The 19,793-nt window shown below is 66.9% G+C and carries 24 protein-coding genes; 11 read left to right on the top strand and 13 right to left on the bottom strand.

Going from position 1 to position 19,793, the window contains the following annotated elements; translation table 11 throughout:
* Positions 1-9 precede the first annotated feature (9 nt).
* Together TPR58_RS12790 and TPR58_RS12785 are read right to left on the bottom strand one after the other, a co-directional pair.
* Positions 10-291 carry a DnaJ domain-containing protein gene (locus TPR58_RS12790; RefSeq protein WP_346247068.1) on the bottom strand — a complete coding sequence of 94 codons (282 nt, stop codon included), beginning with the start codon at positions 289-291 and terminating at the stop codon, positions 10-12.
* Positions 292-301: 10 nt separating this feature from the next.
* On the bottom strand, positions 302-1,096 hold the full coding sequence (locus tag TPR58_RS12785) for a division plane positioning ATPase MipZ (protein ID WP_428835716.1): 795 nt from the start codon (positions 1,094-1,096) through the stop codon (positions 302-304).
* Positions 1,097-1,173: 77 nt separating this feature from the next.
* On the opposite strand from TPR58_RS12785, the gene panC reads away from it, so the two are divergent.
* Together panC and TPR58_RS12775 are read left to right on the top strand one after the other, a co-directional pair.
* Entirely contained in the window at positions 1,174-2,022 is an 849-nt protein-coding gene (gene panC / locus TPR58_RS12780; RefSeq protein WP_346247066.1) for a pantoate--beta-alanine ligase, read from the top strand.
* A 71-nt stretch (positions 2,023-2,093) separates the two neighbouring features.
* Complete coding sequence (locus TPR58_RS12775; protein WP_346247065.1) at positions 2,094-2,390, top strand: SEL1-like repeat protein; 297 nt, start codon at positions 2,094-2,096, stop codon at positions 2,388-2,390.
* A 3-nt stretch (positions 2,391-2,393) separates the two neighbouring features.
* Here the strand turns inward: TPR58_RS12775 and TPR58_RS12770 are convergent, their stop codons facing one another.
* The 6 genes from TPR58_RS12770 to plsY all read right to left on the bottom strand — a co-directional run bounded on the left by TPR58_RS12770 (position 2,394) and on the right by plsY (position 8,306).
* Complete coding sequence (locus TPR58_RS12770) at positions 2,394-2,711, bottom strand: hypothetical protein (protein ID WP_346247064.1); 318 nt, start codon at positions 2,709-2,711, stop codon at positions 2,394-2,396.
* A 6-nt stretch (positions 2,712-2,717) separates the two neighbouring features.
* Complete coding sequence (locus TPR58_RS12765; RefSeq protein ID WP_346247063.1) at positions 2,718-3,170, bottom strand: hypothetical protein; 453 nt, start codon at positions 3,168-3,170, stop codon at positions 2,718-2,720.
* Positions 3,171-3,264: 94 nt separating this feature from the next.
* Positions 3,265-5,832 carry a type I DNA topoisomerase gene (gene topA / locus TPR58_RS12760; protein ID WP_346247062.1) on the bottom strand — a complete coding sequence of 856 codons (2,568 nt, stop codon included), beginning with the start codon at positions 5,830-5,832 and terminating at the stop codon, positions 3,265-3,267.
* 128 nt (positions 5,833-5,960) lie between these two features.
* Complete coding sequence (locus TPR58_RS12755; protein WP_346247061.1) at positions 5,961-6,623, bottom strand: hypothetical protein; 663 nt, start codon at positions 6,621-6,623, stop codon at positions 5,961-5,963.
* Entirely contained in the window at positions 6,620-7,705 is a 1,086-nt protein-coding gene (gene dprA, locus TPR58_RS12750) for a DNA-processing protein DprA (protein ID WP_346247060.1), read from the bottom strand. The genes TPR58_RS12755 and dprA overlap by 4 nt, the downstream gene beginning before the upstream one ends.
* Positions 7,698-8,306: a glycerol-3-phosphate 1-O-acyltransferase PlsY gene (gene plsY / locus TPR58_RS12745; protein WP_346247059.1), complete on the bottom strand. Its 609-nt coding sequence runs from the start codon at positions 8,304-8,306 to the stop codon at positions 7,698-7,700. The genes dprA and plsY overlap by 8 nt, the downstream gene beginning before the upstream one ends.
* A gap of 70 nt (positions 8,307-8,376) precedes the next feature.
* Between plsY and murI the strand changes: the two genes are divergently transcribed.
* The 5 genes from murI to TPR58_RS12720 all read left to right on the top strand — a co-directional run bounded on the left by murI (position 8,377) and on the right by TPR58_RS12720 (position 13,009).
* Positions 8,377-9,174: a glutamate racemase gene (gene murI, locus TPR58_RS12740; RefSeq protein WP_346247058.1), complete on the top strand. Its 798-nt coding sequence runs from the start codon at positions 8,377-8,379 to the stop codon at positions 9,172-9,174.
* 13 nt (positions 9,175-9,187) lie between these two features.
* On the top strand, positions 9,188-9,469 hold the full coding sequence (locus TPR58_RS12735) for a hypothetical protein (protein WP_346247057.1): 282 nt from the start codon (positions 9,188-9,190) through the stop codon (positions 9,467-9,469).
* A gap of 80 nt (positions 9,470-9,549) precedes the next feature.
* Positions 9,550-11,211: a hypothetical protein gene (locus TPR58_RS12730; protein WP_346247056.1), complete on the top strand. Its 1,662-nt coding sequence runs from the start codon at positions 9,550-9,552 to the stop codon at positions 11,209-11,211.
* A gap of 113 nt (positions 11,212-11,324) precedes the next feature.
* The gene (hemA, locus tag TPR58_RS12725) at positions 11,325-12,569 is read left to right on the top strand and encodes a 5-aminolevulinate synthase (RefSeq protein ID WP_346247055.1); all 1,245 of its coding nucleotides are present in this window, start codon (positions 11,325-11,327) and stop codon (positions 12,567-12,569) included.
* Positions 12,566-13,009: a DUF695 domain-containing protein gene (locus tag TPR58_RS12720; RefSeq protein WP_346247054.1), complete on the top strand. Its 444-nt coding sequence runs from the start codon at positions 12,566-12,568 to the stop codon at positions 13,007-13,009. The genes hemA and TPR58_RS12720 overlap by 4 nt, the downstream gene beginning before the upstream one ends.
* Before the next feature lie 161 nt (positions 13,010-13,170).
* Here the strand turns inward: TPR58_RS12720 and TPR58_RS12715 are convergent, their stop codons facing one another.
* From TPR58_RS12715 to TPR58_RS12695, 5 genes are all read right to left on the bottom strand, one after another.
* Positions 13,171-13,836, bottom strand: coding sequence for a class I SAM-dependent methyltransferase (locus TPR58_RS12715; protein ID WP_346247053.1), 666 nt, complete (start codon positions 13,834-13,836; stop codon positions 13,171-13,173).
* Positions 13,833-15,077 (bottom strand): BtaA family protein, encoded by a 1,245-nt coding sequence (locus TPR58_RS12710; RefSeq protein WP_346247052.1) that lies wholly within the window; start codon positions 15,075-15,077, stop codon positions 13,833-13,835. Before TPR58_RS12710 ends, TPR58_RS12715 begins: the two co-directional genes overlap by 4 nt.
* A gap of 173 nt (positions 15,078-15,250) precedes the next feature.
* A complete protein-coding gene (locus TPR58_RS12705) occupies positions 15,251-15,505 on the bottom strand; it encodes a hypothetical protein (protein WP_346247051.1) in 255 nt (84 codons plus the stop codon).
* A 75-nt stretch (positions 15,506-15,580) separates the two neighbouring features.
* Complete coding sequence (map, locus tag TPR58_RS12700) at positions 15,581-16,339, bottom strand: type I methionyl aminopeptidase (RefSeq protein ID WP_346247050.1); 759 nt, start codon at positions 16,337-16,339, stop codon at positions 15,581-15,583.
* A gap of 1 nt (position 16,340) precedes the next feature.
* Complete coding sequence (locus tag TPR58_RS12695) at positions 16,341-16,547, bottom strand: ParD-like family protein (protein ID WP_346247049.1); 207 nt, start codon at positions 16,545-16,547, stop codon at positions 16,341-16,343.
* Between the two features lie 147 nt (positions 16,548-16,694).
* On the opposite strand from TPR58_RS12695, the gene rpiB reads away from it, so the two are divergent.
* The 4 genes from rpiB (at position 16,695) to TPR58_RS12675 (ending at position 19,756) form a co-directional block, all read left to right on the top strand.
* Positions 16,695-17,147, top strand: a complete 453-nt coding sequence (gene rpiB / locus TPR58_RS12690) for a ribose 5-phosphate isomerase B (protein WP_346247048.1) — start codon at positions 16,695-16,697, stop codon at positions 17,145-17,147.
* On the top strand, positions 17,144-18,454 hold the full coding sequence (gene glyA / locus TPR58_RS12685) for a serine hydroxymethyltransferase (RefSeq protein WP_346247047.1): 1,311 nt from the start codon (positions 17,144-17,146) through the stop codon (positions 18,452-18,454). The genes rpiB and glyA overlap by 4 nt, the downstream gene beginning before the upstream one ends.
* Positions 18,455-18,569: 115 nt before the next feature.
* Entirely contained in the window at positions 18,570-19,031 is a 462-nt protein-coding gene (gene nrdR, locus TPR58_RS12680; protein ID WP_346247046.1) for a transcriptional regulator NrdR, read from the top strand.
* Positions 19,028-19,756, top strand: a complete 729-nt coding sequence (locus tag TPR58_RS12675) for an RNA methyltransferase (RefSeq protein WP_346247045.1) — start codon at positions 19,028-19,030, stop codon at positions 19,754-19,756. The genes nrdR and TPR58_RS12675 overlap by 4 nt, the downstream gene beginning before the upstream one ends.
* The last annotated feature ends 37 nt before the right edge of the window (positions 19,757-19,793 follow it).

Below are 19,793 nucleotides of genomic sequence, written 5' to 3'. Positions count from 1 at the left end.
GGTTTAGTTTCAATTGCGAGTGCGTAACAAGCTGTCGCGCGCCGCATTGATGCGCCCGGTCAGTTCGGCCGATCCACCCTTGTCGGGATGCAGCGTGCCGATCAGGCGGCGATGCGCGGCACGGATCGCATCGGCATCGGCATCGGGCCCGACGCCGAGGATCGCCCGCGCCTCCGCGTCGCGAACCGCAGCCTCGGACGGCTGCCGCCTGGCCGGTTTCCTGCCAGGCTTGCTGAAGAACAGATACCAGATCGCACCGATGATCAGCGCCGCCAATATGGCCTTGCCCATGGTCGGATCCTTATGCGGGCAGTGGCAGGGCAGGCTCGGGCAGCGCCAGCCCGGCCATCATCTCGCGCAGTTCCTGACGCGCCGCCACATGGCTGAGCGCCATGCTGCCGAACTCGCCCGAGTCGAGCATGGTCAGCCCCTGGGGAAACAGCTCGCGATAGACCACGCGCTCGGACAGGCCCGAGATCACCCGGAAGCCGACCCGCTTCGACAGCTGGTCGATCGCCTCGGACACCCGCTTCATGTTGCGTGCCTCGATATGCTGAAGCCGGTTGCGCAGGACGACCCAGTCGATCGTCTCGCCATCGCTCTTGGCGCGGCGCTTGCGCGATTCCCAGATCAGCTCGGAATAGAAGCTGGGGCGCGAGACGCGAAAGGTTTCCGGATCGACCTGGCCGATCAGGTCGAAGTCGACGAAGCTGTCGTTCATCGGCGTGACCAGCGTATCGGCGTTGGTGACGGCGATTCGGGCGAACTTGTCGTCGCGCCCCGGCGTATCGATCACCAGGAAATCGGCGCCGTCGCCCAGCCGCTCGAGCGAGGTGGAGAATGCCTCCATCGTCTCGCCGTCATGCGTTTCGTAACGCGGCATCGGCAGCGTCCGGCCCGAACGGCGGATCGTCTCGGCCCGGTTGTCGAGATAGCGACCCATGGTGCGCTGGCGGTGATCGAGGTCGAAGCACGACACACGGGCCCCTTTGGCCGCGAGCGCGATGGCGGTGTGCACCGCCGTCGTCGACTTCCCCGTCCCGCCTTTTTCATTGGCGAAGACGATCACGTGCAGTCGGTTCGATCCGTCGGCCAAGCCTGACATCCTTTGTTGATCGCGCTGCCCTCCCCCCATAGAAGGCCGCCCCTGTCTCATATCGAAAGTGGTAACGCGTGCAAACCGTCCGTCAGCCCGAAGCTCTCAGAGAAGCGATCGCCGCGTTCCGCGCCGCGGGCGAGCGCGTCGCGCTGGTGCCGACGATGGGCGCGCTGCACGCCGGCCACATGGCGCTGGTCGAGGCCGCCCGCCGCCAGGCGGACCGGGTCGTCGTGTCGATCTTCGTCAACCCGAAGCAGTTCGGCCCGAACGAGGATTTCGACCGCTATCCGCGCAAGGAGACGACGGATTCGGCGATGCTGAAGCAGGGCGGTGCCGACCTGCTGTGGCTGCCCCCGGTCGAGGCGATGTACCCGCAAGGGTTCGCAACCAGCATCTCGGTTTCAGGCGTAAGCGAATTGCTCGACGGCGCTGCGCGCCCGGGGCATTTCGACGGTGTCGCCACGGTCGTCGCGAAGCTGTTCAACCAGGTCCGCCCCGATATCGCGCTGTTTGGCGAGAAGGACTTCCAGCAGCTGGCGGTCGTCCGCCGCATGGCGCAGGACCTCGACATGGGGGTCGAGGTGATCGGCGTGGTGACCCAGCGCGACGATGACGGCCTCGCTCTGTCTTCGCGCAACGCCTATCTGATGCCCGAGGATCGCGCCAAGGCGATCGCCCTGCCCCGCGCGCTGGGCGCGGCGGCGCGATCGATCGAGGAGGGCGGCGATGCCGCTGCCGCTCTGGGCCAGGCACGGGACACGATGGCCGCAGCCGGGTTCGACGTCGATTATGTCGAGCTGGTCGATGCGGAGACGCTGGGGGAGCCTCAGCGCGACCGGCCCGGCCGGCTGCTGGCGGCGGCGCGGATCGGCACGACCCGGTTGATCGACAATATCCCCGTGAGCCTCAACAAATACGGTTAACGCCGTTAACCCTTTCTTGCGACTTCCAGAGGCACAACACCCGTACCACTTGGTTAACGGGGTTTGACGACATGGGCACCAGCCTGACCAATATGCGCGTCCTGATCGAGGGACGGGTTCGCGACGCGGCACATGGCGACGAGACCGCCTGCTACGACCTGGGCATCGCCTATTCGAGCGGTGTCGACGGCGTCGATATCGACCTGGTCGAGGCGCATAAATGGTTCAACATCGCGGCCATGTCGGGCAGCGAGCGCGCGCAGCAATGCCGGGCGGAGATCAGCAGCGACATGACCGCGCGCGAGATCCTGGCGGCACAGCGCGCCGCGCGCGACTGGCTGTCGCGCAGCTACCGTCTCGCCGCCTGATTCTCATCGCCGAAACATCCTGACGGCGATCAGCGCAGTCACCAGCCCGACCGCGGCACCGATCGCCATCGCGTAGATCAGGAAGAACACGAAGGCGAAGATCACCATGCCCACCGTGCCGCCCGGCTCGGGCAGGTCGGGCAAGGCGAGCGTATAGACGGTCGCAACCACGAACAGCAGGATCGCGACGACCGGAGAGCTCATCGTCGCAAGGATGACCTGCAGCCCGTAGGACAGGTTCGGGCGGCGCGCCGTGATCCATTTCGCGGCGACCAGCGTCACCAGGATCGCCGCCGCCACGGTGCCGATGACGATGTCCATCGAACCTCAGCCGCAGGGCTTGGCGGGAAGCAGCTTCGCTGCGCCCGCCAGCGACTGGACGCTGGTCCTGCCATCGGCATAGCGCAGCGTCACGATATCGTTGGCGCGCAGATTGGCCCAGAGCCGGCGAAAGGCGGGGCTCGTCGCCCGCACGACCGCTGATCCCTGCGCATTGGTCGCGAACCGGGAGTCGCTCGATCCCGCGCGCGACGAGGTGCTCAGCACCAGGATCGATCCCGCGCGCGGCGCCTGGCCCTTGATCTGCGCCATGATCGCGACATTGCCGTCGCGGCGGCACGACAGGTTCAGCGCGCCGCCGGTCGGCGAATCCCATTCGCCGGTCAGATACTGGCCGATACCGTTCTGGAAGTGATAGTTCCACAACCCGCTGCTGGTCTGGGCAAGCGCAGAACCTGCAACCAGCGCGAGCGGAAGTACTGCAAGGGCAAAGCGTTTCATCGCGTCTCTCCTCGACAGGGGAAAGCGCGCGACCCGTCATTCCGGTTCCGGGACTTTGGGCGAGAGCATGCGACTGCTCTCGCCCGTCTTGGCATCAGGCTTCGGCGGCAGATTTTTTCTTGGCCGGCGCCTTCTTGGCCGCAGGCTTCTTCGCCGGGGCTTTCTTCGCCGCCGCCTTCTTGGGTGCAGCCTTCTTCTTGCCCTTGGCCGGCGGCGCGGCGGCCGCACGCGCATCGATCAGCTGCGCGGCCTCCTCCAGCGTCAGCGCGTCTTTCTCGATCGACTTGGGCAGCGTCGCATTGGTGGTGCCGTCGGTGACATAGGGCCCGTAGCGGCCCTCCATCAGCTTGATCTCGGCCTCGGTGCGCGGATGCTTGCCCAGTATCTTGAGCGGCTCGCGCGCGGCGCCGCGCTGCGGACGTCCGCCGCCCGCCGCCGCCTCGGCCAGCTTCACCACCGCCGCATTCATGCCGGTCTCGAAGACCTCCGCGGTCGACTGCAGCCGCGCATATTTGCCGTCATGCGCCAGATAGGGGCCGTAGCGGCCGATCGACGCGGTGATCGGCTTGCCGCTCTCCGGATGGTCGCCGACGGTACGCGGCAGCTTCAACAGCTTCAGCGCCCAGTCGAGATCGAGCTCGATATCCTTGGGGATGGACGAACGCGCCGCCTCCTTGCCCTCGCCCAGCTGGATATAGGGGCCGAACCGTCCCGACTTGCGCTCGACCGGCAGCCCGGACTCGGGATCGGTCCCCAGCACCTCGTTGCCGCCGCCGTCACCTTCCGCACCGCCCGGCTGGGCGAAGCGGCGGGTATATTTGCAGTCGGGATAGTTGGAGCAGGCGACGAATGCGCCGAATCGGCCGCCGCGCAGCGCCAGCCGGCCCTCGCCGCAATTGGGGCACAGCCGGGGATCGCTGCCGTCCGCGGTCGGCGGGAACAGGTACGGCTCGAGGAACTGGTCCAGCGCCGCGGTGATGTCCGACGGCTTCTGCTCCATCACCTCGACGGTGCGCGGCTTGAAGTCGCGCCAGAACTGCTCGAGCACCTGCTGCCAGGCGGCGCGGCCGCCCGACACGTCGTCCAGCTCCTCCTCCAGGTCGGCGGTGAAATCATAGGTGACGTATTTCTCGAAGAAGCGTTCGAGAAAGGCCGTCAGCAACCGTCCGCTCTCCTCGGCGAAGAAGCGATTCTTCTCGATGCGGACATAGGTGCGATCCTTCAGCACCTGGATGATCGAGGCATAGGTCGACGGACGACCGATCCCCAGTTCCTCCAGCCGCTTGACCAGCGAGGCCTCGGAGAAGCGCGGCGGCGGCTGGGTGAAATGCTGTTCGGCGTTCACTGCCTTCTTCGCGGGCGAATCGCCCTGGCTCATGCGCGGCAGGCGGCGCGATTCCTCGTCGCCCTCGTCGTCGCGGCCTTCCTCGTACAGTGCCAGATAGCCGGGGAAGAGCACCACCTGGCCGGTGGCGCGCAGCCCGTGCTGGCCGGTCGCGTCCTCCAGGTCGATCGTGGTGCGCTCCAGCCGCGCCGACGCCATCTGGCTGGCCAGCGCGCGCTTCCAGATCAGTTCGTACAGCCGCGCATGGTCGCCGCCGCCGGTGCGGTCCTTCGAGAAGTCGGTCGGGCGGATCGCCTCGTGCGCTTCCTGGGCGTTCTTCGCCTTGGTCTGATACTGGCGCGGCTTGTCGGGCACATAGCTGCCGTCATAGCGATCCGCGACCGCCTTGCGCGCCGCCTGGATGGCCGAGCCGTCCATCTGCACGCCGTCGGTCCGCATATAGGTGATCGCGCCATCCTCGTAGAGGCCCTGGGCGATGCGCATCGTGTGGCTGGCCGAGAAGCCCAGCTTGCGCGCGGCCTCCTGCTGCAGGGTCGAGGTGGTGAAGGGCGGCGGCGGGTTGCGCTGCATCGGCTTCGTCTCGACCGACGCGACGCTGAAGCGGCCATCCTCGACCGACTTCTTCGCCGCCTCGGCAGTCTTGCCGTCGCCGATCGACAGGCGGTCGAGCTTGTCGCCCTTCCACTTGACCAGCCGCGTGGTGAAACCGGTGCCGTCCTGCTCCATGTCGGCGGTGACCGACCAATATTCCTGCGGGCGGAACGCCTCGATCTCACGCTCGCGCTCGACGATCAGGCGCAGCGCGACCGACTGGACGCGGCCCGCCGACTTGGCGCCGGGCAGCTTGCGCCACAGCACCGGCGACAGGGTGAAACCGACCAGATAGTCGAGCGCACGCCGGGCGCGATAGGCGTCGATCAGGTCGGTATCCAGCTCGCGCGGATGCGCCATCGCCTCGAGGATCGCCGGCTTGGTGATCGCGTTGAAGGTGACGCGCTCGACCTCCTTCGGCAGCGCCTTCTTGAGCCGCAGCACTTCCTGCACGTGCCACGAGATCGCCTCGCCCTCGCGATCAGGGTCGGTCGCCAGGATCAGTCGGTCGGCCTTCTTCGCCTCGTCGGCGATCGCCTTCAGCTGCTTCGACTTGTCGGCATAGGTTTCCCACTCCATCGCGAAGTCGGCATCCGGATCGACCGATCCGTCGCGCGCCGGCAGGTCGCGGACATGGCCGTAGCTGGCCAGGACGCGGTAATCCTTGCCCAGATATTTCTCGATGGTCTTCGCCTTTGCGGGCGATTCGACGATGACAAGCTGCATGATAGGGATCTGGTCTCTCGTGTGTACGCGTACGAGGGTGGTAAGCCCGCCCTTCCCTCGTCAAGCGCTTCGTTGGTGCTGATAGATGATGTCGCGCGCCGCCGCTGCAATGGCTGGCGGCGTCATGATCAGGCGAATGCCTCCTGGCAGGCCGGCTGACCAGTGCGGTACAGGCGATAGATTGCGACCGAGGCATACCAGGCAACAACCGGCTGCGCACTCAACATCACCTCGGCTACCAGCTCATAGGCGCTTCCGATCTCCGAGACTGGGTGACCTATGCCCGACAGCACGATCACCAAGATGAGCGGGGACATCAGGATCCCAAACACCAGCGTAAGGATCAACATGTCGTTTCGGGTCATCTCCGCGCTCATTGCCATCGCCTGTGCCGAACCGATGCGGCGACCAACGATGATCGGCAGAGCAACTGCCCAGCGCGCCGCCAGGAAAAGCCCCGGAATGATCAACAGCAACCCCAGCATGGTCGCCAGCCCGGTCGCGACCATCGTCCATACGAACGCACCCCGGCGCGATCCCGTCTCTCGATCAACCAGGCACGTGGCCCGCAGGAGATGGTCGAGAACAACGAATTGAGCGATCGCGCTAAAGACCAGCGTGATCACTATGTAGGCCAATTCGTTATCGAAGAAGGCGTCGACAAGTGCGGGCATGACCAACAGGACGACGAAACCAATCGTACCTGCCAATGGCCGCTCAGCGAGCAAGGCTATCGTCGCGCTCAAGACCATATGAACGCTCAGCCTGCCACGCATCTGGCTGTCCATCATGCCCCCATCACCGACACCCGCCCGCCGGCATGCCGCTCCAGCCGCCCGCCCAGCTCGAGTTCGAGCAGCACGGTCTGCACCACCGGCGACGGCAACCCGGCCTGGCGGATCAGTTCGTCGACCGCGACGGGCACCGGCCCCAGCAGATCCTCCACCTGTCGCCTGTCGCCATCGTCGGCATCCACGGCGGGGCCGCCTTCCCAGGCGACGACCGGCGATCGGACAGCACGCGAATCGATCGGGCGGACCGATTCGAGGATATCCTCGACCGACTGGACCAAAGTCGCGCCTTCGCGGATCAGCAGATTGCAGCCCTGCGCGCGCGGATCGAGCGGCGATCCCGGCACCGCCATCACCTCGCGCCCCGCCTCCACCGCCAGCCGCGCGGTGATCAGCGATCCCGATCGCGGCGCCGCCTCGACCACCACCGTGCCCAGCGCCAGCCCGGCGATGATCCGGTTACGAGACGGGAAGAAGCGCGCCAGCGGCTCGGTCCCCGGCGGCTGTTCGGCCACCAACAGGCCATCGGTGGCGACGCGTTCCTGAAGCTCGCGATTTTCAGGCGGGAAGGTCATATCGATGCCGCTGGCGATCACCCCGATCGTGCCGCTCTCGATCGATCCCTGATGCGCGGCGGTGTCGATCCCGCGGGCAAGGCCCGACACGACGCTGGCCCCCGCCTCGGCCAGGCCATGCGCCAGCAGGCGGGCGAAGCGGCATGCCGCCGCGCTGGCATTGCGCGCGCCGACCATCGCCACCGGGGTGCGCCCGGCCAGCGACAGGTCGCCGCGCAGGATCAGCGCCGGCGGCGCCGTCTCCATCTCCGCCAGCAGCGCGGGATAGGCGTCATCGTCCAGGAACAGATATCGCGCGCCCAGCCGCTCGACCCGCTCGATCTCGCGGCGGACCTTGCCCGGATCGGCAAGCTGCGGTGCCCGCCCGCCGCCGCGCGCGGCCAGCCCGGGAAGCGCCTCGATCGCGGCCTCGGCGGAGCCGAACCGCTCGACCAGCCTGCGATAGGTGACGGGACCGATATTGGCCGACCGGATGAGCCTCAGCCGCGCCTCGCGCGGGTCAGCCATGCTTCTTCTTGCCGACCCGGGGCTCGGTACCGTTCAGCAGCCGGTCGATATTCTCGCGGTGTTTCCAGACCACGATCAGCGCCAGCGCAAGGAAGACGAGCACCAGCCCGATCCGCCCGAAGGCGGCGGCGCTGACCGGCGCGCTGATCGCCGCCATCATCCCCGCGACCGACGAGATGCGCAGTCCCGCAAGCAGGCCCAGCCAGACCGCCGCATAGACCAGGCCCGATGGCCAGTGCAGCGCGACCACGACTCCCATCATCGTCGCCACGCCCTTGCCACCGCGAAAGCGCAGCCAGATGGGATAGCAATGGCCGATGAACGCCGCGAGCCCGGCGAGCATCGCCGTGCCGGGAAGGAGCCATTCGGCCAGCAGCACCGCAGCCGCGCCCTTCAGCATGTCGAGCAGCAACGTCGCCGCGGCCAGGCCCTTGCGACCGGTGCGCAGCACGTTGGTCGCGCCGATATTGCCCGATCCGATCTGGCGCAGGTCGCCCGCGCCGGTGAAGCGGGTCAGCAACAGCCCGAACGGAATCGACCCCAGCAGATAGCCGAGGACCAGCGCACCGACGCTGCCCTGCCAGAGAATTTCGGTTTCCACGCGTTCCCCCGTTCTTGCGCACAGGCTAGGCGCTCCCGTAATCGCGCGCAAGAATCCGGATGAGCCAAACATGACCGAACCCCGCCCCATCCTGTTTTTCGATTCCGGTATGGGCGGACTTTCGGTGATGGCGCCGACTGCGCGGCTGCTGCCCCGGGCGCCGCTCGTCTATGTCGCCGACTCGGCCGGCTATCCCTATGGCACGCGCAGCGAGGCGGAGATTGCCGCGCGCGTGCCGGCGTTGCTGGGGCGGCTGGCGGAACGCTATCGGCCGCGGCTGATCGTGATCGCGTGCAACACCGCCTCGACCATCGCCCTGCCCCATGTCCGCGCCGCACTGGACCTGCCGATCGTCGGGACCGTGCCGGCGATCAAGCCCGCGGCGGAACTGAGCGAAACGCGCGTGATCGGCGTGCTGGGGACCGAGGCGACGGTGCGCCAGCCCTATGTCGACGATCTCGCCGCGCGCTTCGCCGGCGACTGCACCGTGCTTCGCCACGGATCGGCGGAGCTGGTCGACCTGGCGGAGGCCGCGCTGGGCGGCGAAGCGCCCGACCCGGACCGATTGCGCGCCGTGCTGGGCGGCCTGTTCGACCAGCCGGGCGGCGATCGGCTGGACGTCATCGTCAACGCCTGCACCCATTTTCCGCTGGTCGAGGCGGAACTGGCGGCGGCGGCGCCCCATCCGGTGCGTTTCGTCGATGGCGGACCGGGAATCGCCCGCCGCGTCGCCTGGCTGACCCGCGACCAGCATTGGCCCGCCGATCCAGGACCGGGCCGGGCGGTCTTCACTGCCCGCAATGCGCGCACCGATCGGCTGGTGCCCGCGCTCGCCCGCTTCGGGTTGAGTGTCGTCGAGACGCTGTAGCGGTCGATCAGGCGTGTGCGGGCGGGACGGTGCCGATCGCCTGGATCATCGCGCGATAGCGATCGGCCAGTTCAATATGGACAAGGCGCGCGCCAAGATCGTCGGTGCGCTGGGCACTCTCGCGCTCCTGATGCTCGCGACGTCAATAATATTCGAAGTCCTGACGGGTCATGGTCATGTCCTGTTCGACAAGCCGGCATCGTCGGTGGCGTCGGGCCGGATGCCCAGCGCGGACCGACTCGGGTGCCGGGTGGTCCTGATCCCGGATAGCACTTCGGGGCCCATCCCAACTTGATTTGAATCACGTTAGCGCTCCCTTGCTTGCGCTTGCCCCGGCACAATGCGAAGCGCGGCGAACGATCGGGGGAGCGGAAGGTGACGGACAAGGGCTGGATGCGGCACATCGTGCTCGTCGGCATCTGGGCGATCGCGATGATGCTGGTCTTCCGCGTCCAGATCTTCGGCGGGTTCGCGCTCGGCTTCGGCGACCGCGGCGACGGCATCATCGAGATTTCGATCCTAGAGCACTGGCACAATGTGCTGACCGGCAACGGCGTGTGGAACCTGCCGCTCTATTTCCATCCGCACGGCAATACGCTGGGCTATAATGACGGCTATCTGCTGTACGGCATCGTCTACAGTTTCTGGCGGATCTGGTTCGATCCGTTCGTGTCGGACACGCTCAACATCATGGTGTTCCGCACGATCGGCTTCTTTGCCGCCTATGCGCTGGTCGCGCGCACGCTGCGTTGGGAACGGCCGGTCGCAATCCTCGTCGCGCTGCTGTTCACCCTTTCGAACAATCTGCTGGTCCAGGCGACGCATGCCCAGATCGCCAGCATCGCGCTGCTGCCGGTCGTCGCGATGCTGGTGCTGGAGGCGGCCCGCGCCGAACTGGACGGTCGCCGCTGGCGCGCGCGGATGCTGGGCGTCAGCTGCGCGGCGGTCATGGCCGCGTGGCTGCTGACCACCTATTACATGGCCTGGTTCACCCTGTTCTTCGCACTGCTGCTCCTGCTGTGCTGGCTGGGCACTCAGGGCCGGGGCGCCGGCCGTGCGGCGATGGCGCTGATCCGGGCCCATTTCGGCACGCTCGCCATTTGCGGCGGCGCGTTCGTCCTGTTCGTCCTGCCCTTCCTGATCGTCTACCTGCCCAAGGCGCGCGAGACCGGCGGGCACGGCTTCATCCTCAGCTATACCGTCACCCTGTTCGACCCGGTCAATACCGGCCCCGGCAACCTGGTCTGGGGCTGGATTTCGCGCCTGCTGGAAGCGCTGCTGCCCTCCCCCTTCTACCAGAAGCTGTTTACCCGCGAGCATCAGTCCGGCTTTCCGCTGATCCTGTTCGCGCTCGCCATGATCGCCGCATGGCGGGTGCTGCGCCGGCCGGGGCACGACCAGCCGATGCGGATCTTCGCCGCGGCGATCCTGATCGGATGGGCGCTCACGCTGCGCATCTGGATCGTGTCGCCCTGGATCCTGGTCCATTATCTCGTGCCCGGCGCCGCCGGCCTTCGGGTGGTGCTGCGCTATCAGCTGTTCCTGGTGCTGCCGGTGCTGCTGCTCGTCGCCGGCGTCTATCGTGCGCGGTTCGCGGCGCTGGCCCGGTCGACGCCGGCACTTGCGGGCATCGTCGCGCTGGTGCTGGTCGCCGAGCAGGTGAACCTCGCCCCGCCGACCGAACTCGACCGCGCCGGGAGCCTCGCGCTGGACGCCATCCCCGCGCCGCCGCCGGGCTGCACCAGCTTCTATGTCGTCGCCGCACGCCGCAGCGAGCCGCTGTTCATCGATCCCGTGCAACACGCGCTCTACCCGCACAATGTCGATGCCATGTACCTGGCGCAGCGCTGGCGCATTCCGACGCCGAACGGCTTCTCGACCTTCAACCCGCCCGACTGGAACTTCGCCGCGGCCGATGCCGCGGACTATGATTCGCGCGCGCTCGCCTATGCCCGGGCGCACCGGCTGACCGGGCTGTGCCGCCTCGACATGCGCGACGCCCGGCCCTGGCGCCGACTCGGCGTGGCGGGAGCGTGACATGCCCGCCAGTCGGTTTTTGAGCAGGATCAAAGCGACCGGTTCCATATCCGCGGAAATATGCGATGCCGCACCGCTGGAAATTGCGGCGCTTTGGAGTTAGAGCACCCGGCATGAGCACCCAGGATACCGCGCCCGCGGGAGTGGACTACTCACGCGTCTTCACCAAGGCGATCGACCGGCTGCATGCCGAAGGTCGATACCGGGTGTTTATCGACATTCTGCGCAACCGGGGCGCATTCCCCAACGCGCGCTGCTTCGCCGGGCACAATGGACCCAAGCCGATCACCGTGTGGTGTTCGAACGACTATCTCGCCATGGGTCAGCACCCCAAGGTGATCGCGGCGATGGAAGAGGCGCTGCACGATGTCGGCGCCGGATCGGGCGGCACCCGCAATATCGGCGGCAACACCCATTATCACGTCGACCTCGAGGGCGAGCTTGCCGACCTGCACGGCAAGGAAGGCGCGCTGCTGTTCACCTCGGGCTATGTCTCGAACGAGGCGACGCTGTCGACGCTGGCCAAGGTCCTGCCGGGCTGCATCATCTATTCGGACGAGCTAAACCACGCCTCGATGATCGCGGGAATCCGCAACTCGGGCTGCGAGAAGCGCGTGTTCCGCCATAACGACCTCGAGCATCTTGAGGAGTTGCTGGCGACCGACGATCCTGCCGTGCCGAAACTGATCGCGTTCGAGAGCGTCTATTCGATGGACGGCGACATCGCGCCGATCCACGCGATCTGCGACCTGGCCGACAAGTATAACGCCTTGACCTATCTGGACGAGGTTCATGCCGTCGGTATGTACGGCGCGCGCGGCGGCGGCATTTCCGATCGCGAGGCGGCGGCGTCGCGCCTGACGGTCATCGAAGGCACGCTGGGCAAGGCGTTCGGCGTGATGGGCGGCTATATCGCCGCCGACCGGATGATCATCGACGTCATCCGCAGCTATGCGCCCGGATTCATCTTCACCACCTCGCTTTCGCCGGTGCTGGTCGCCGGCGCGCTCGCCTCGGTCCGCCACCTGAAGGGGTCGTCGATCGAGCGCGATGGCCAGCAGGCGGCCGCCGCGACGCTGAAGACGATGATGGCCGATGCCGGGCTGCCGGTGATGGCATCGACCACGCACATCGTGCCGCTGATGGTCGGCGACCCGGTGAAGGCCAAGAAGATCAGCGACATCCTGCTCGCCGAATATGGCGTGTACGTCCAGCCGATCAATTATCCGACCGTGCCGCGCGGGACCGAGCGGCTGCGCTTCACCCCCGGCCCCGCGCATGACGAAGCGATGATGGCCGAACTGGTCGACGCTCTGGTCGAGATCTGGGGCAGGCTGGAACTGCGGCGCGCCGCTTGACCGATCAGCCGCAGGAACCCTGGCTGTTCGCTACGGGCTCGCGCGGCGGCGTCCCGATGCTGTGCCGGCTGCGGACCGAGGCGCCGACCGATGCCGAGCGGGCGCAGTTCCCGCTGCTCGTCCTGATCCAGTGGGATTTCGAGCCGGACGACGACGCCATGCCGGACGAGGCGACGCTGGCATCGATGACGGCGTTCGAGGATGCGCTGGATACGGGAATGCGCGGTGACGACTGGGGCCGGCTGGTCGCGGTCGTGACCAGCGGCGGCGAGCGCGAATGGCGCATCTACACCGCCGATTTCGAACGGTTCCAGGAAGGCATCAACGACGCGCTGAACGGCCAGCCGCGCCTGCCGCTGGCGTTCGAGACCTTCGAGGACACCGAATGGCAGGCCTATGCCGAGATCGCGACCGCATTGATCCCGCGCGGCCGGGCCTGAGAGACCCTTTTGAGAATGCGCCTGCCGGCGCATTGCTGCACCGGCCCGCTCCCCCACCCGACCACCCACGGCAGTATCCTATGGGTGGTCGGGTGGGGGAGCGGGCCGGTACCGGATCGAAAATCGCGCTTTCGCGATTTTTCCAAACAGTCTCTGACCCTTCAGCGCGGCCGCGTCAGCGTCCCGCTCCACGCATAGCCGCGAAGCAGCGGCGTGAAGGCCATCGCCAGCCCCTGCTGCGCCGCCACCCGCTCCATCACCTTCGGCAGGTCGCCACGAGGCTCGACATGGAAGTCGTTGAGCGACTTGAAGTGCAACCGCCTGGCCAGTGCCGGCAACCGCTCATATTGGCCGAAATCGACGATATGCAGGCTGCCGCCCGGCGCGAGGCTGGCCGCACCCAGCTCGATCGCGCGCTGCCAGGGCGGGATCATCGACAGCGTGTAGCTCATGAATACCCGGTCGACCGTTTCGAGACCGAACAGCGCGCCGGTATCGAACGCCCCGGCATCGCCCTGCGCCAGCCGGATGCGCGCGCCCAGCCCTTGCCGCTCGACCGACTTGCGCGCGGTCTCCAGCATCGCCTCGCTGATGTCGAAGCCGACGAAACGCGCCTGGGGCCAGCGTTTCGCTGCAACGATCAGGTTGCGCGCGGTGCCGCAGCCGACCTCCAGCACGGTGCCGCCGGGCGGCGGCGCCAGCTCCCGGATCAGCCGGTCGCGGCCGAGCAGGTAGAACTTGCGGGTAAGGTCGTAGAAATGACGGTGCAGCTTGTACGTCGCATCCATCAACCGCCGCTGGTCGCCCGCCTCCGCAACCGCGCTCATTCGTGCGGCTTCAGCGTATAGAGGTGGATGGCGCCGTAGACCGACGAACGGTCGCGGCGGTTCATGTCGTCCAGCCAGTCCTGGTCGGCGCGCTGCCACTGGTTCATCAGCGCATCGGGGATATGCCCCGGCACGACGTCCGGCGCTGCCGCGGTCCGATACAGCACCCGCGATCCGGGCTTTGCCGTCCGGGTAATCTCGCTCCACAGCCGCGTCAGTTGCTCGTCGGTCATCCAGTCCTGCGCATCGAGCAGGATATAGCGATCGAGCGACTGGGCGGGCATCGATTCCAGATAGTCGCACATATTGGCGTGGCGGACATCGACCCGGCCGGCCCGCTCGCGCACCGCCGCGTAATTGGCTGCCTGGAGATAGGGCGGCAGCGGCGCATCGTCCCGCTTGCCATAGCCGCGGCCGAACGCCTGCCAGGCGTAGAAATTGTCCTTGATGTCGAAGTCGCAGGCGAGCTTCTCCAGCCGCACCTTGAGCGCCCCGGTGATCCCGGCCTGATCGTCGATCTTCAGCAGGTCGTACTGCGCCGGCGGGATGCCGAAGCCGAACAGCGCGGCCGGCTGGTCGACCAGCCAGCGCAGGAAGCGCTTGCGGAAGAACGGCGCCAGCTTCTCGTCGAAGATGCGGCGCTGCTCGGCCCGGTCGCGCGCCTCGAGGATCTCGGCCGGATCGATCCGGTACAATTTGGCCAGGAAATGGACGAACCCGATCAGATGGCCGAGCAGCCCGCGCCGATAGAAGCCGGTCGCGAAGCCAGAGATGCGGCGGCGGCCCGACAGGTCGCGCCCGTCCCAATAGGCGCGGGTCGCGGCGTCGACATGATCGCGCAGGTGCCGTTTATATGCTGCGACATTGGCGGGCGTATCGGCGTGACCGAAGAAGCGGTGGAACGCCGCATGATCGGGCAACCGCAGCGCCGCCTGCTGCTTCAGCCGGTTCAACGCGACATGGGCCGGGTTGAGATCGACCGCGGTGATCGCCCTGGGATTGGCGGTCAGATAGGAAAATACGTTGCACCCGCCCGACGCGATCGTGACGACATGGCTGTCGGGGCCGATCTCCAGCGCCTCCATGTCGATGACCGGGTCTTCCCAGATCTGGGCATAGACCAGCCCGCGAAAGGCGAAGGTGAAAGCGCGTTCGAGCAGGCCTTCCCTGCTCAGATGCTCGTGGCGGTGAACCGCGCCGCGAACCGCACCGTTGCTGGGTGCCTTGGCAACCGAATCCATGTTCCCGTCCTCCGGCCGGCGTGCCCCGAACAGCACCCCGTGGCCGGGCGTTGCCTAGCCTGATGATGTGACAGATCGGAGGCATCGCGCTGCACCGAAGCCGTCGCGCGTCGATACGAAAACCCCGCCCGGCGAAGCCGGACGGGGTCGATCGTCTTCAATCGCGGTCGGGATCAGCGGGTCTCGTTCTCGATCGCATCGCCGACGCGGTCGGCACGGTTGCCCAGGTCGTCGCCGATCCGATCGGCATGATTGCCGACCCGGTCCGCCGCCTTGTCGATCGTCCGGATCGCATCGTCGGCTGCGTTGCTCAGCGACTTGCCGGCAGCGTCCGCGGTATTGCCCAGGTCATCCGCGGTCCGGTCTGCGTCGCTGCAGGCCGCCAGCAGGCCCAGCGGCAGGGCCATGGCCAGGATCATCTTGCGCATTGTTGCTCCTCCGAGCTTGTTGGTTCCGGTCCGAAACGATTTCGCCCGCAAGCCGTTCCCGCCGCGTGCCCGTCCTCAGGTCCCGTCCGCGCGCAGCGTCAGCACCTCGACCCCGTCCGCAGTGACCGCGACGGTGTGCTCGAACTGCGCCGACAGCTTGCGGTCCCGGGTGACCACGGTCCAGCCGTCATCCTGCGTCGAGACCCGGCGGCTGCCCTGGTTCAGCATCGGTTCGATCGTGAAGACCATGCCTTCCCGCAACCGGACGCCCGACCCCGGCTTGCCGAACCCCGGCACCTGCGGCTCCTCGTGCATCTCGCGCCCGATGCCGTGGCCGCAATATTCGCGCACGATGCTGTAGCCGTGCTTCTTCGCGTGCCGCTCGATCGCATATCCCACATCGCCCAGAAAGGCGCCGGGGCGCACCTGGCGAATGCCCTGCCACATCGCCTCCTGCGCCACCCTGGCCAGCCGACGCGCGGCGGGCGGAACGTCGCCGACCAGATAGGTCTTGCTGGAATCGGCGATATAGCCGTTCTTCTCCAGCGTGATGTCCAGGTTGATGATGTCGCCGTCCCGGATGATCTCGTTCGCATCGGGCACGCCGTGGCACACGACATGGTTGATCGAGCAGTTCAGGACATATTTGAAGCCATATTGCCCCTTGCTGGCCGGGCGCGACGCCAGATCCTCGGTAATGAACCGCTCGACGAGGTCGTTCACCGCCATCGTCGACATGCCGGCCAGGTCCAGCCCGTCCAGCATTTCGAACACCGAGGCGAGCAGCTTGCCCGAGATGCGCATCAGCGCCAGTTCATCGGGAGTCTTCACCATGTCAGGCCGCCATCGCCTGGACCGCGCGCAACTGCACCTCCGCGAACTGCGCCTTGACGATGTCGTTGAACGACAGCGTCGGGTTGGCCTCGGCAATCATCCCGATCTTCATCCAAAATTCGGCCTGGGCATTGATCGACCGGCACATGACCGTGCTGGCGCGCCGTGCCTCCTCATGCAGGTCGTCGTCGATCTTCACGATACCCATGTTCATCCGTCCACAGCAGTTGGTTGATACGCAAACCATATATGCTTCATATACGACTGGTCAATTCAGCCGAATTGCATCTTTCCGCTGCGCAAAGGTGGTCGCAGCCCCTAGGCAATCCGGCCTTGGCGGCGTAGAGGGCGCGCCATGTCGCGCCGCATCGCAATCGCTTCCGATCATGCCGCCTACTCCATGAAGGCGGAACTTGCAGACTGGCTGCGCGAGATGGGTCACGATGTGATCGATCTCGGCACCAACGGCCCGGAAAGCGTCGACTATCCCGACTATGGCTATCGGCTTGGCCATGCCATCGCGAAGCGCGAGGCCGAATTCGGCGTCGCCATCTGCGGATCGGGCATCGGCATCTCCATCGCGGTCAACCGCGTGCCCGAGGCGCGCTGCGCGCTGGTGTCGGAGCCGCTGTCGGCCCGGCTGGCGCGCAACCATAATGACGCGAACGTCGTGGCGCTCGGCGCCCGCGTGATCGGGATCGAGATGGCCAAGGCCTGCGTCGTCACCTTCATCAATTCCGAGTTCGACGGCGGTCGCCATGCCGGCCGCGTCGACAAACTCACCCATCCGGAAAGGACCCAGCCATGAGCACGAACCCGCAACAGGCAGGCATCCAGCCCGAAGGCTTCTTCAGCAAGACGCTGGCCGATGCCGATCCCGCCGTCTTCGCCGGCGTCCGCCACGAGCTGGATCGCGAACAGCACCAGATCGAGCTGATCGCGTCGGAGAATATCGTCTCCAAGGCGGTGCTCGAGGCACAGGGCAGCGTCTTCACCAACAAATATGCCGAGGGTTATCCCGGCAAGCGCTATTATCAGGGCTGCCACCCCTCGGACGAGGTCGAGCAGCTGGCGATCGACCGCGCGAAGCAGCTGTTCGGCTGCGAGTTCGCCAACGTCCAGCCGCATTCGGGCGCGCAGGCGAACGGCGCGGTGATGCTGGCGCTGACCAAGCCCGGCGACACGATCCTGGGCCTCAGCCTCGATGCCGGCGGCCACCTGACGCACGGCGCGCGCGCGGCGATGTCGGGCAAGTGGTTCAACGCGATCCAGTATGGCGTGCGCGCCGAGGATCACCTGATCGACTTCGACCAGGTCGAGGCGCTGGCCAAGGAACATCGCCCCAAGCTGATCATCGCGGGCGGCTCGGCCTATCCGCGTCACATCGACTTTGCCCGCTTCCGCGCGATCGCCGATGAAGTCGGCGCGACCTTCATGGTCGACATGGCGCATTTCGCCGGCCTGGTCGCCGGCGGCGTGCACCCCACGCCGTTCGGCCATGCCCATGTCGTGACCACCACCACGCACAAGACGCTGCGCGGCCCGCGCGGCGGCGCGGTGTTCACCAATGACGAGGCGATCGCAAAGAAGATCAACTCGGCGGTGTTCCCGGGCCTTCAGGGCGGCCCGCTGATGCACGTCATCGCCGCAAAGGCGGTCGCATTCGGCGAGGCGCTACAGCCGAACTTCCGCAGCTATGCCGCCGCCGTGGTCGAGAATGCGAAGGTGCTGGCCGCGACGCTGAACGAGCGCGGCGCCAACCTGGTCTCGGGCGGTACCGACACGCATCTGGCGCTGGTCGATCTGACCCCGCTGGGCGTCACCGGCCGCGACGCGGACGAGGCGCTGGAGCGCGCGGCGATCACCTGCAACAAGAACGGCATCCCCAATGACCCGCTGCCGCCGGTGAAGACCAGCGGCATCCGCGTCGGCTCGCCCGCCGGCACGACGCGCGGCTTCGGACCGGCCGAGTTCCGCGAGATCGGCAACATGGTCGCCGACGTGCTCGACGGCCTGCGCCAGAAGGGCGAGCAGGGCGATGCGGAGGTCGAGGCCAACGTCCGCACGCGCGTCCGCGCATTGTGCGAGCGCTTCCCGATCTACCCGGGGGCCTGATGGGCTTTGTCGCTTTCGGCACCAGCCCGCACCCCCACCCGGCCACCCATAGCTTACTCTGTCGTTGGGTGGCCGGGTGGGGGTGCGGGCCGGCACCGTCCCTAGGGGCATACTGATGCGCTGTCCGTTCTGCGGAAATGAGGACAGCCAGGTAAAGGACAGCCGTCCGACCGAGGACGGCGCCGCGATCCGTCGGCGCCGCCAGTGCGAGGCGTGCGCCGCACGCTTCACCACGTTCGAGCGCATCCAGCTGCGCGACCTGACCGTGCTGAAGAACCAGGACCGGCGCGAACCGTTCGAGCGCGACAAGCTGGTTCGCTCGGTATCGACCGCCACGCGCAAGCGCCCGGTCACTGCGGTCCAGATCGAGAAATTGGTTTCCGGCATCCAGCGCCAGCTGGAGACGATGGGCGACACCGAAGTCCCGTCGGAGAAGATCGGCGAACTGGTGATGGAAGGGCTCAAGGGCCTGGATCCGGTCGCCTATATCCGTTTCGCCAGCGTCTATAAGGACTTCCGCGAGGCCAAGGATTTCGAGGATTTTGCCGGCAACGTGACCGAGGCCGGCAAGGAATGACCGCGCCCGCGCCCGTCATCGTGCTGGTCCGGCCACAGCTGGGCGAGAATATCGGCAAGGCCGCGCGGGCGATGCTGAACTTCGGGCTGACCGAGATGCGGCTGGTCGCCCCGCGCGACGGCTGGCCGAATCCCAGCGCCGGCCCGGCTGCCAGCGGCGCGGACATCGTGCTGGAGCAGGCCAGGGTCTATGACAGCGTCGCCGATGCGGTCGCCGACTGCGTCGAGGTCTATGCCACCACGGTGCGCAAGCGCGGCGTGAGCAAGCCGGTGGTGACGCCCGACGAAGCCGCGCGCGAGATCCATGGCGCGCCGACGCGCGCCGCGATCCTGTTCGGCCCGGAACGTTCCGGGCTGGAGACCGAGGATGTCGCGATCGCACGCAAGATCCTGACGGTGCCGATCAATCCCGAATTCGGCTCGCTCAACCTGGCGCAGGCGGTGATCCTGGTCGCCTATGAATGGTCCAAGGGCGTGTCGCTGGCGCAGCCGACGCAGGAGGATCTCGATCCGCCGGCGCCGCAGGACGAACTGGACGGCATGATCGGCCAGCTGGAGGACATGCTTCACCGCAACGGCTTCTTCTATCCCGAGGCGCGCATTCCGACGACCAAGCGTACCTTGCGCACGCTGCTGACCAAGCCGGGCTGGACCAGACTGGAGTTGCGCACGCTGCGCGGCGTGCTGTCCGCGCTCGACGGGAAGAAAAGGGCCCGAATTGAATAGATCGGGTTACGCGCCATCCTCGGCACGCTACCGTCAA

Source organism: Sphingomonas rustica, from assembly GCF_039652585.1.
GTDB lineage: Bacteria > Pseudomonadota > Alphaproteobacteria > Sphingomonadales > Sphingomonadaceae > Sphingomonas > Sphingomonas rustica.
The sequence above is the reverse complement of the archived record's forward strand: the minus strand, read 5'-3'. Positions and strand labels throughout refer to the sequence as shown.

Bases quoted from the DNA above. Each gene is read 5' to 3' on its own strand.
- TPR58_RS12790 (WP_346247068.1), bottom strand. From the start codon at position 291: ATGGGCAAGGCCATATTGGCGGCGCTGATCATCGGTGCGATCTGGTAT.
- TPR58_RS12775 (WP_346247065.1), top strand. From the start codon at position 2,094: ATGGGCACCAGCCTGACCAATATGCGCGTCCTGATCGAGGGACGGGTT.
- TPR58_RS12770 (WP_346247064.1), bottom strand. From the start codon at position 2,711: ATGGACATCGTCATCGGCACCGTGGCGGCGGCGATCCTGGTGACGCTG.
- TPR58_RS12765 (WP_346247063.1), bottom strand. From the start codon at position 3,170: ATGAAACGCTTTGCCCTTGCAGTACTTCCGCTCGCGCTGGTTGCAGGT.
- topA (WP_346247062.1), bottom strand. From the start codon at position 5,832: ATGCAGCTTGTCATCGTCGAATCGCCCGCAAAGGCGAAGACCATCGAG.
- TPR58_RS12755 (WP_346247061.1), bottom strand. From the start codon at position 6,623: ATGATGGACAGCCAGATGCGTGGCAGGCTGAGCGTTCATATGGTCTTG.
- dprA (WP_346247060.1), bottom strand. From the start codon at position 7,705: ATGGCTGACCCGCGCGAGGCGCGGCTGAGGCTCATCCGGTCGGCCAAT.
- murI (WP_346247058.1), top strand. From the start codon at position 8,377: ATGACCGAACCCCGCCCCATCCTGTTTTTCGATTCCGGTATGGGCGGA.
- hemA (WP_346247055.1), top strand. From the start codon at position 11,325: ATGAGCACCCAGGATACCGCGCCCGCGGGAGTGGACTACTCACGCGTC.
- TPR58_RS12715 (WP_346247053.1), bottom strand. From the start codon at position 13,836: ATGAGCGCGGTTGCGGAGGCGGGCGACCAGCGGCGGTTGATGGATGCG.
- TPR58_RS12710 (WP_346247052.1), bottom strand. From the start codon at position 15,077: ATGGATTCGGTTGCCAAGGCACCCAGCAACGGTGCGGTTCGCGGCGCG.
- TPR58_RS12705 (WP_346247051.1), bottom strand. From the start codon at position 15,505: ATGCGCAAGATGATCCTGGCCATGGCCCTGCCGCTGGGCCTGCTGGCG.
- map (WP_346247050.1), bottom strand. From the start codon at position 16,339: ATGGTGAAGACTCCCGATGAACTGGCGCTGATGCGCATCTCGGGCAAG.
- TPR58_RS12695 (WP_346247049.1), bottom strand. From the start codon at position 16,547: ATGGGTATCGTGAAGATCGACGACGACCTGCATGAGGAGGCACGGCGC.
- rpiB (WP_346247048.1), top strand. From the start codon at position 16,695: ATGTCGCGCCGCATCGCAATCGCTTCCGATCATGCCGCCTACTCCATG.
- glyA (WP_346247047.1), top strand. From the start codon at position 17,144: ATGAGCACGAACCCGCAACAGGCAGGCATCCAGCCCGAAGGCTTCTTC.
- nrdR (WP_346247046.1), top strand. From the start codon at position 18,570: ATGCGCTGTCCGTTCTGCGGAAATGAGGACAGCCAGGTAAAGGACAGC.
- TPR58_RS12675 (WP_346247045.1), top strand. From the start codon at position 19,028: ATGACCGCGCCCGCGCCCGTCATCGTGCTGGTCCGGCCACAGCTGGGC.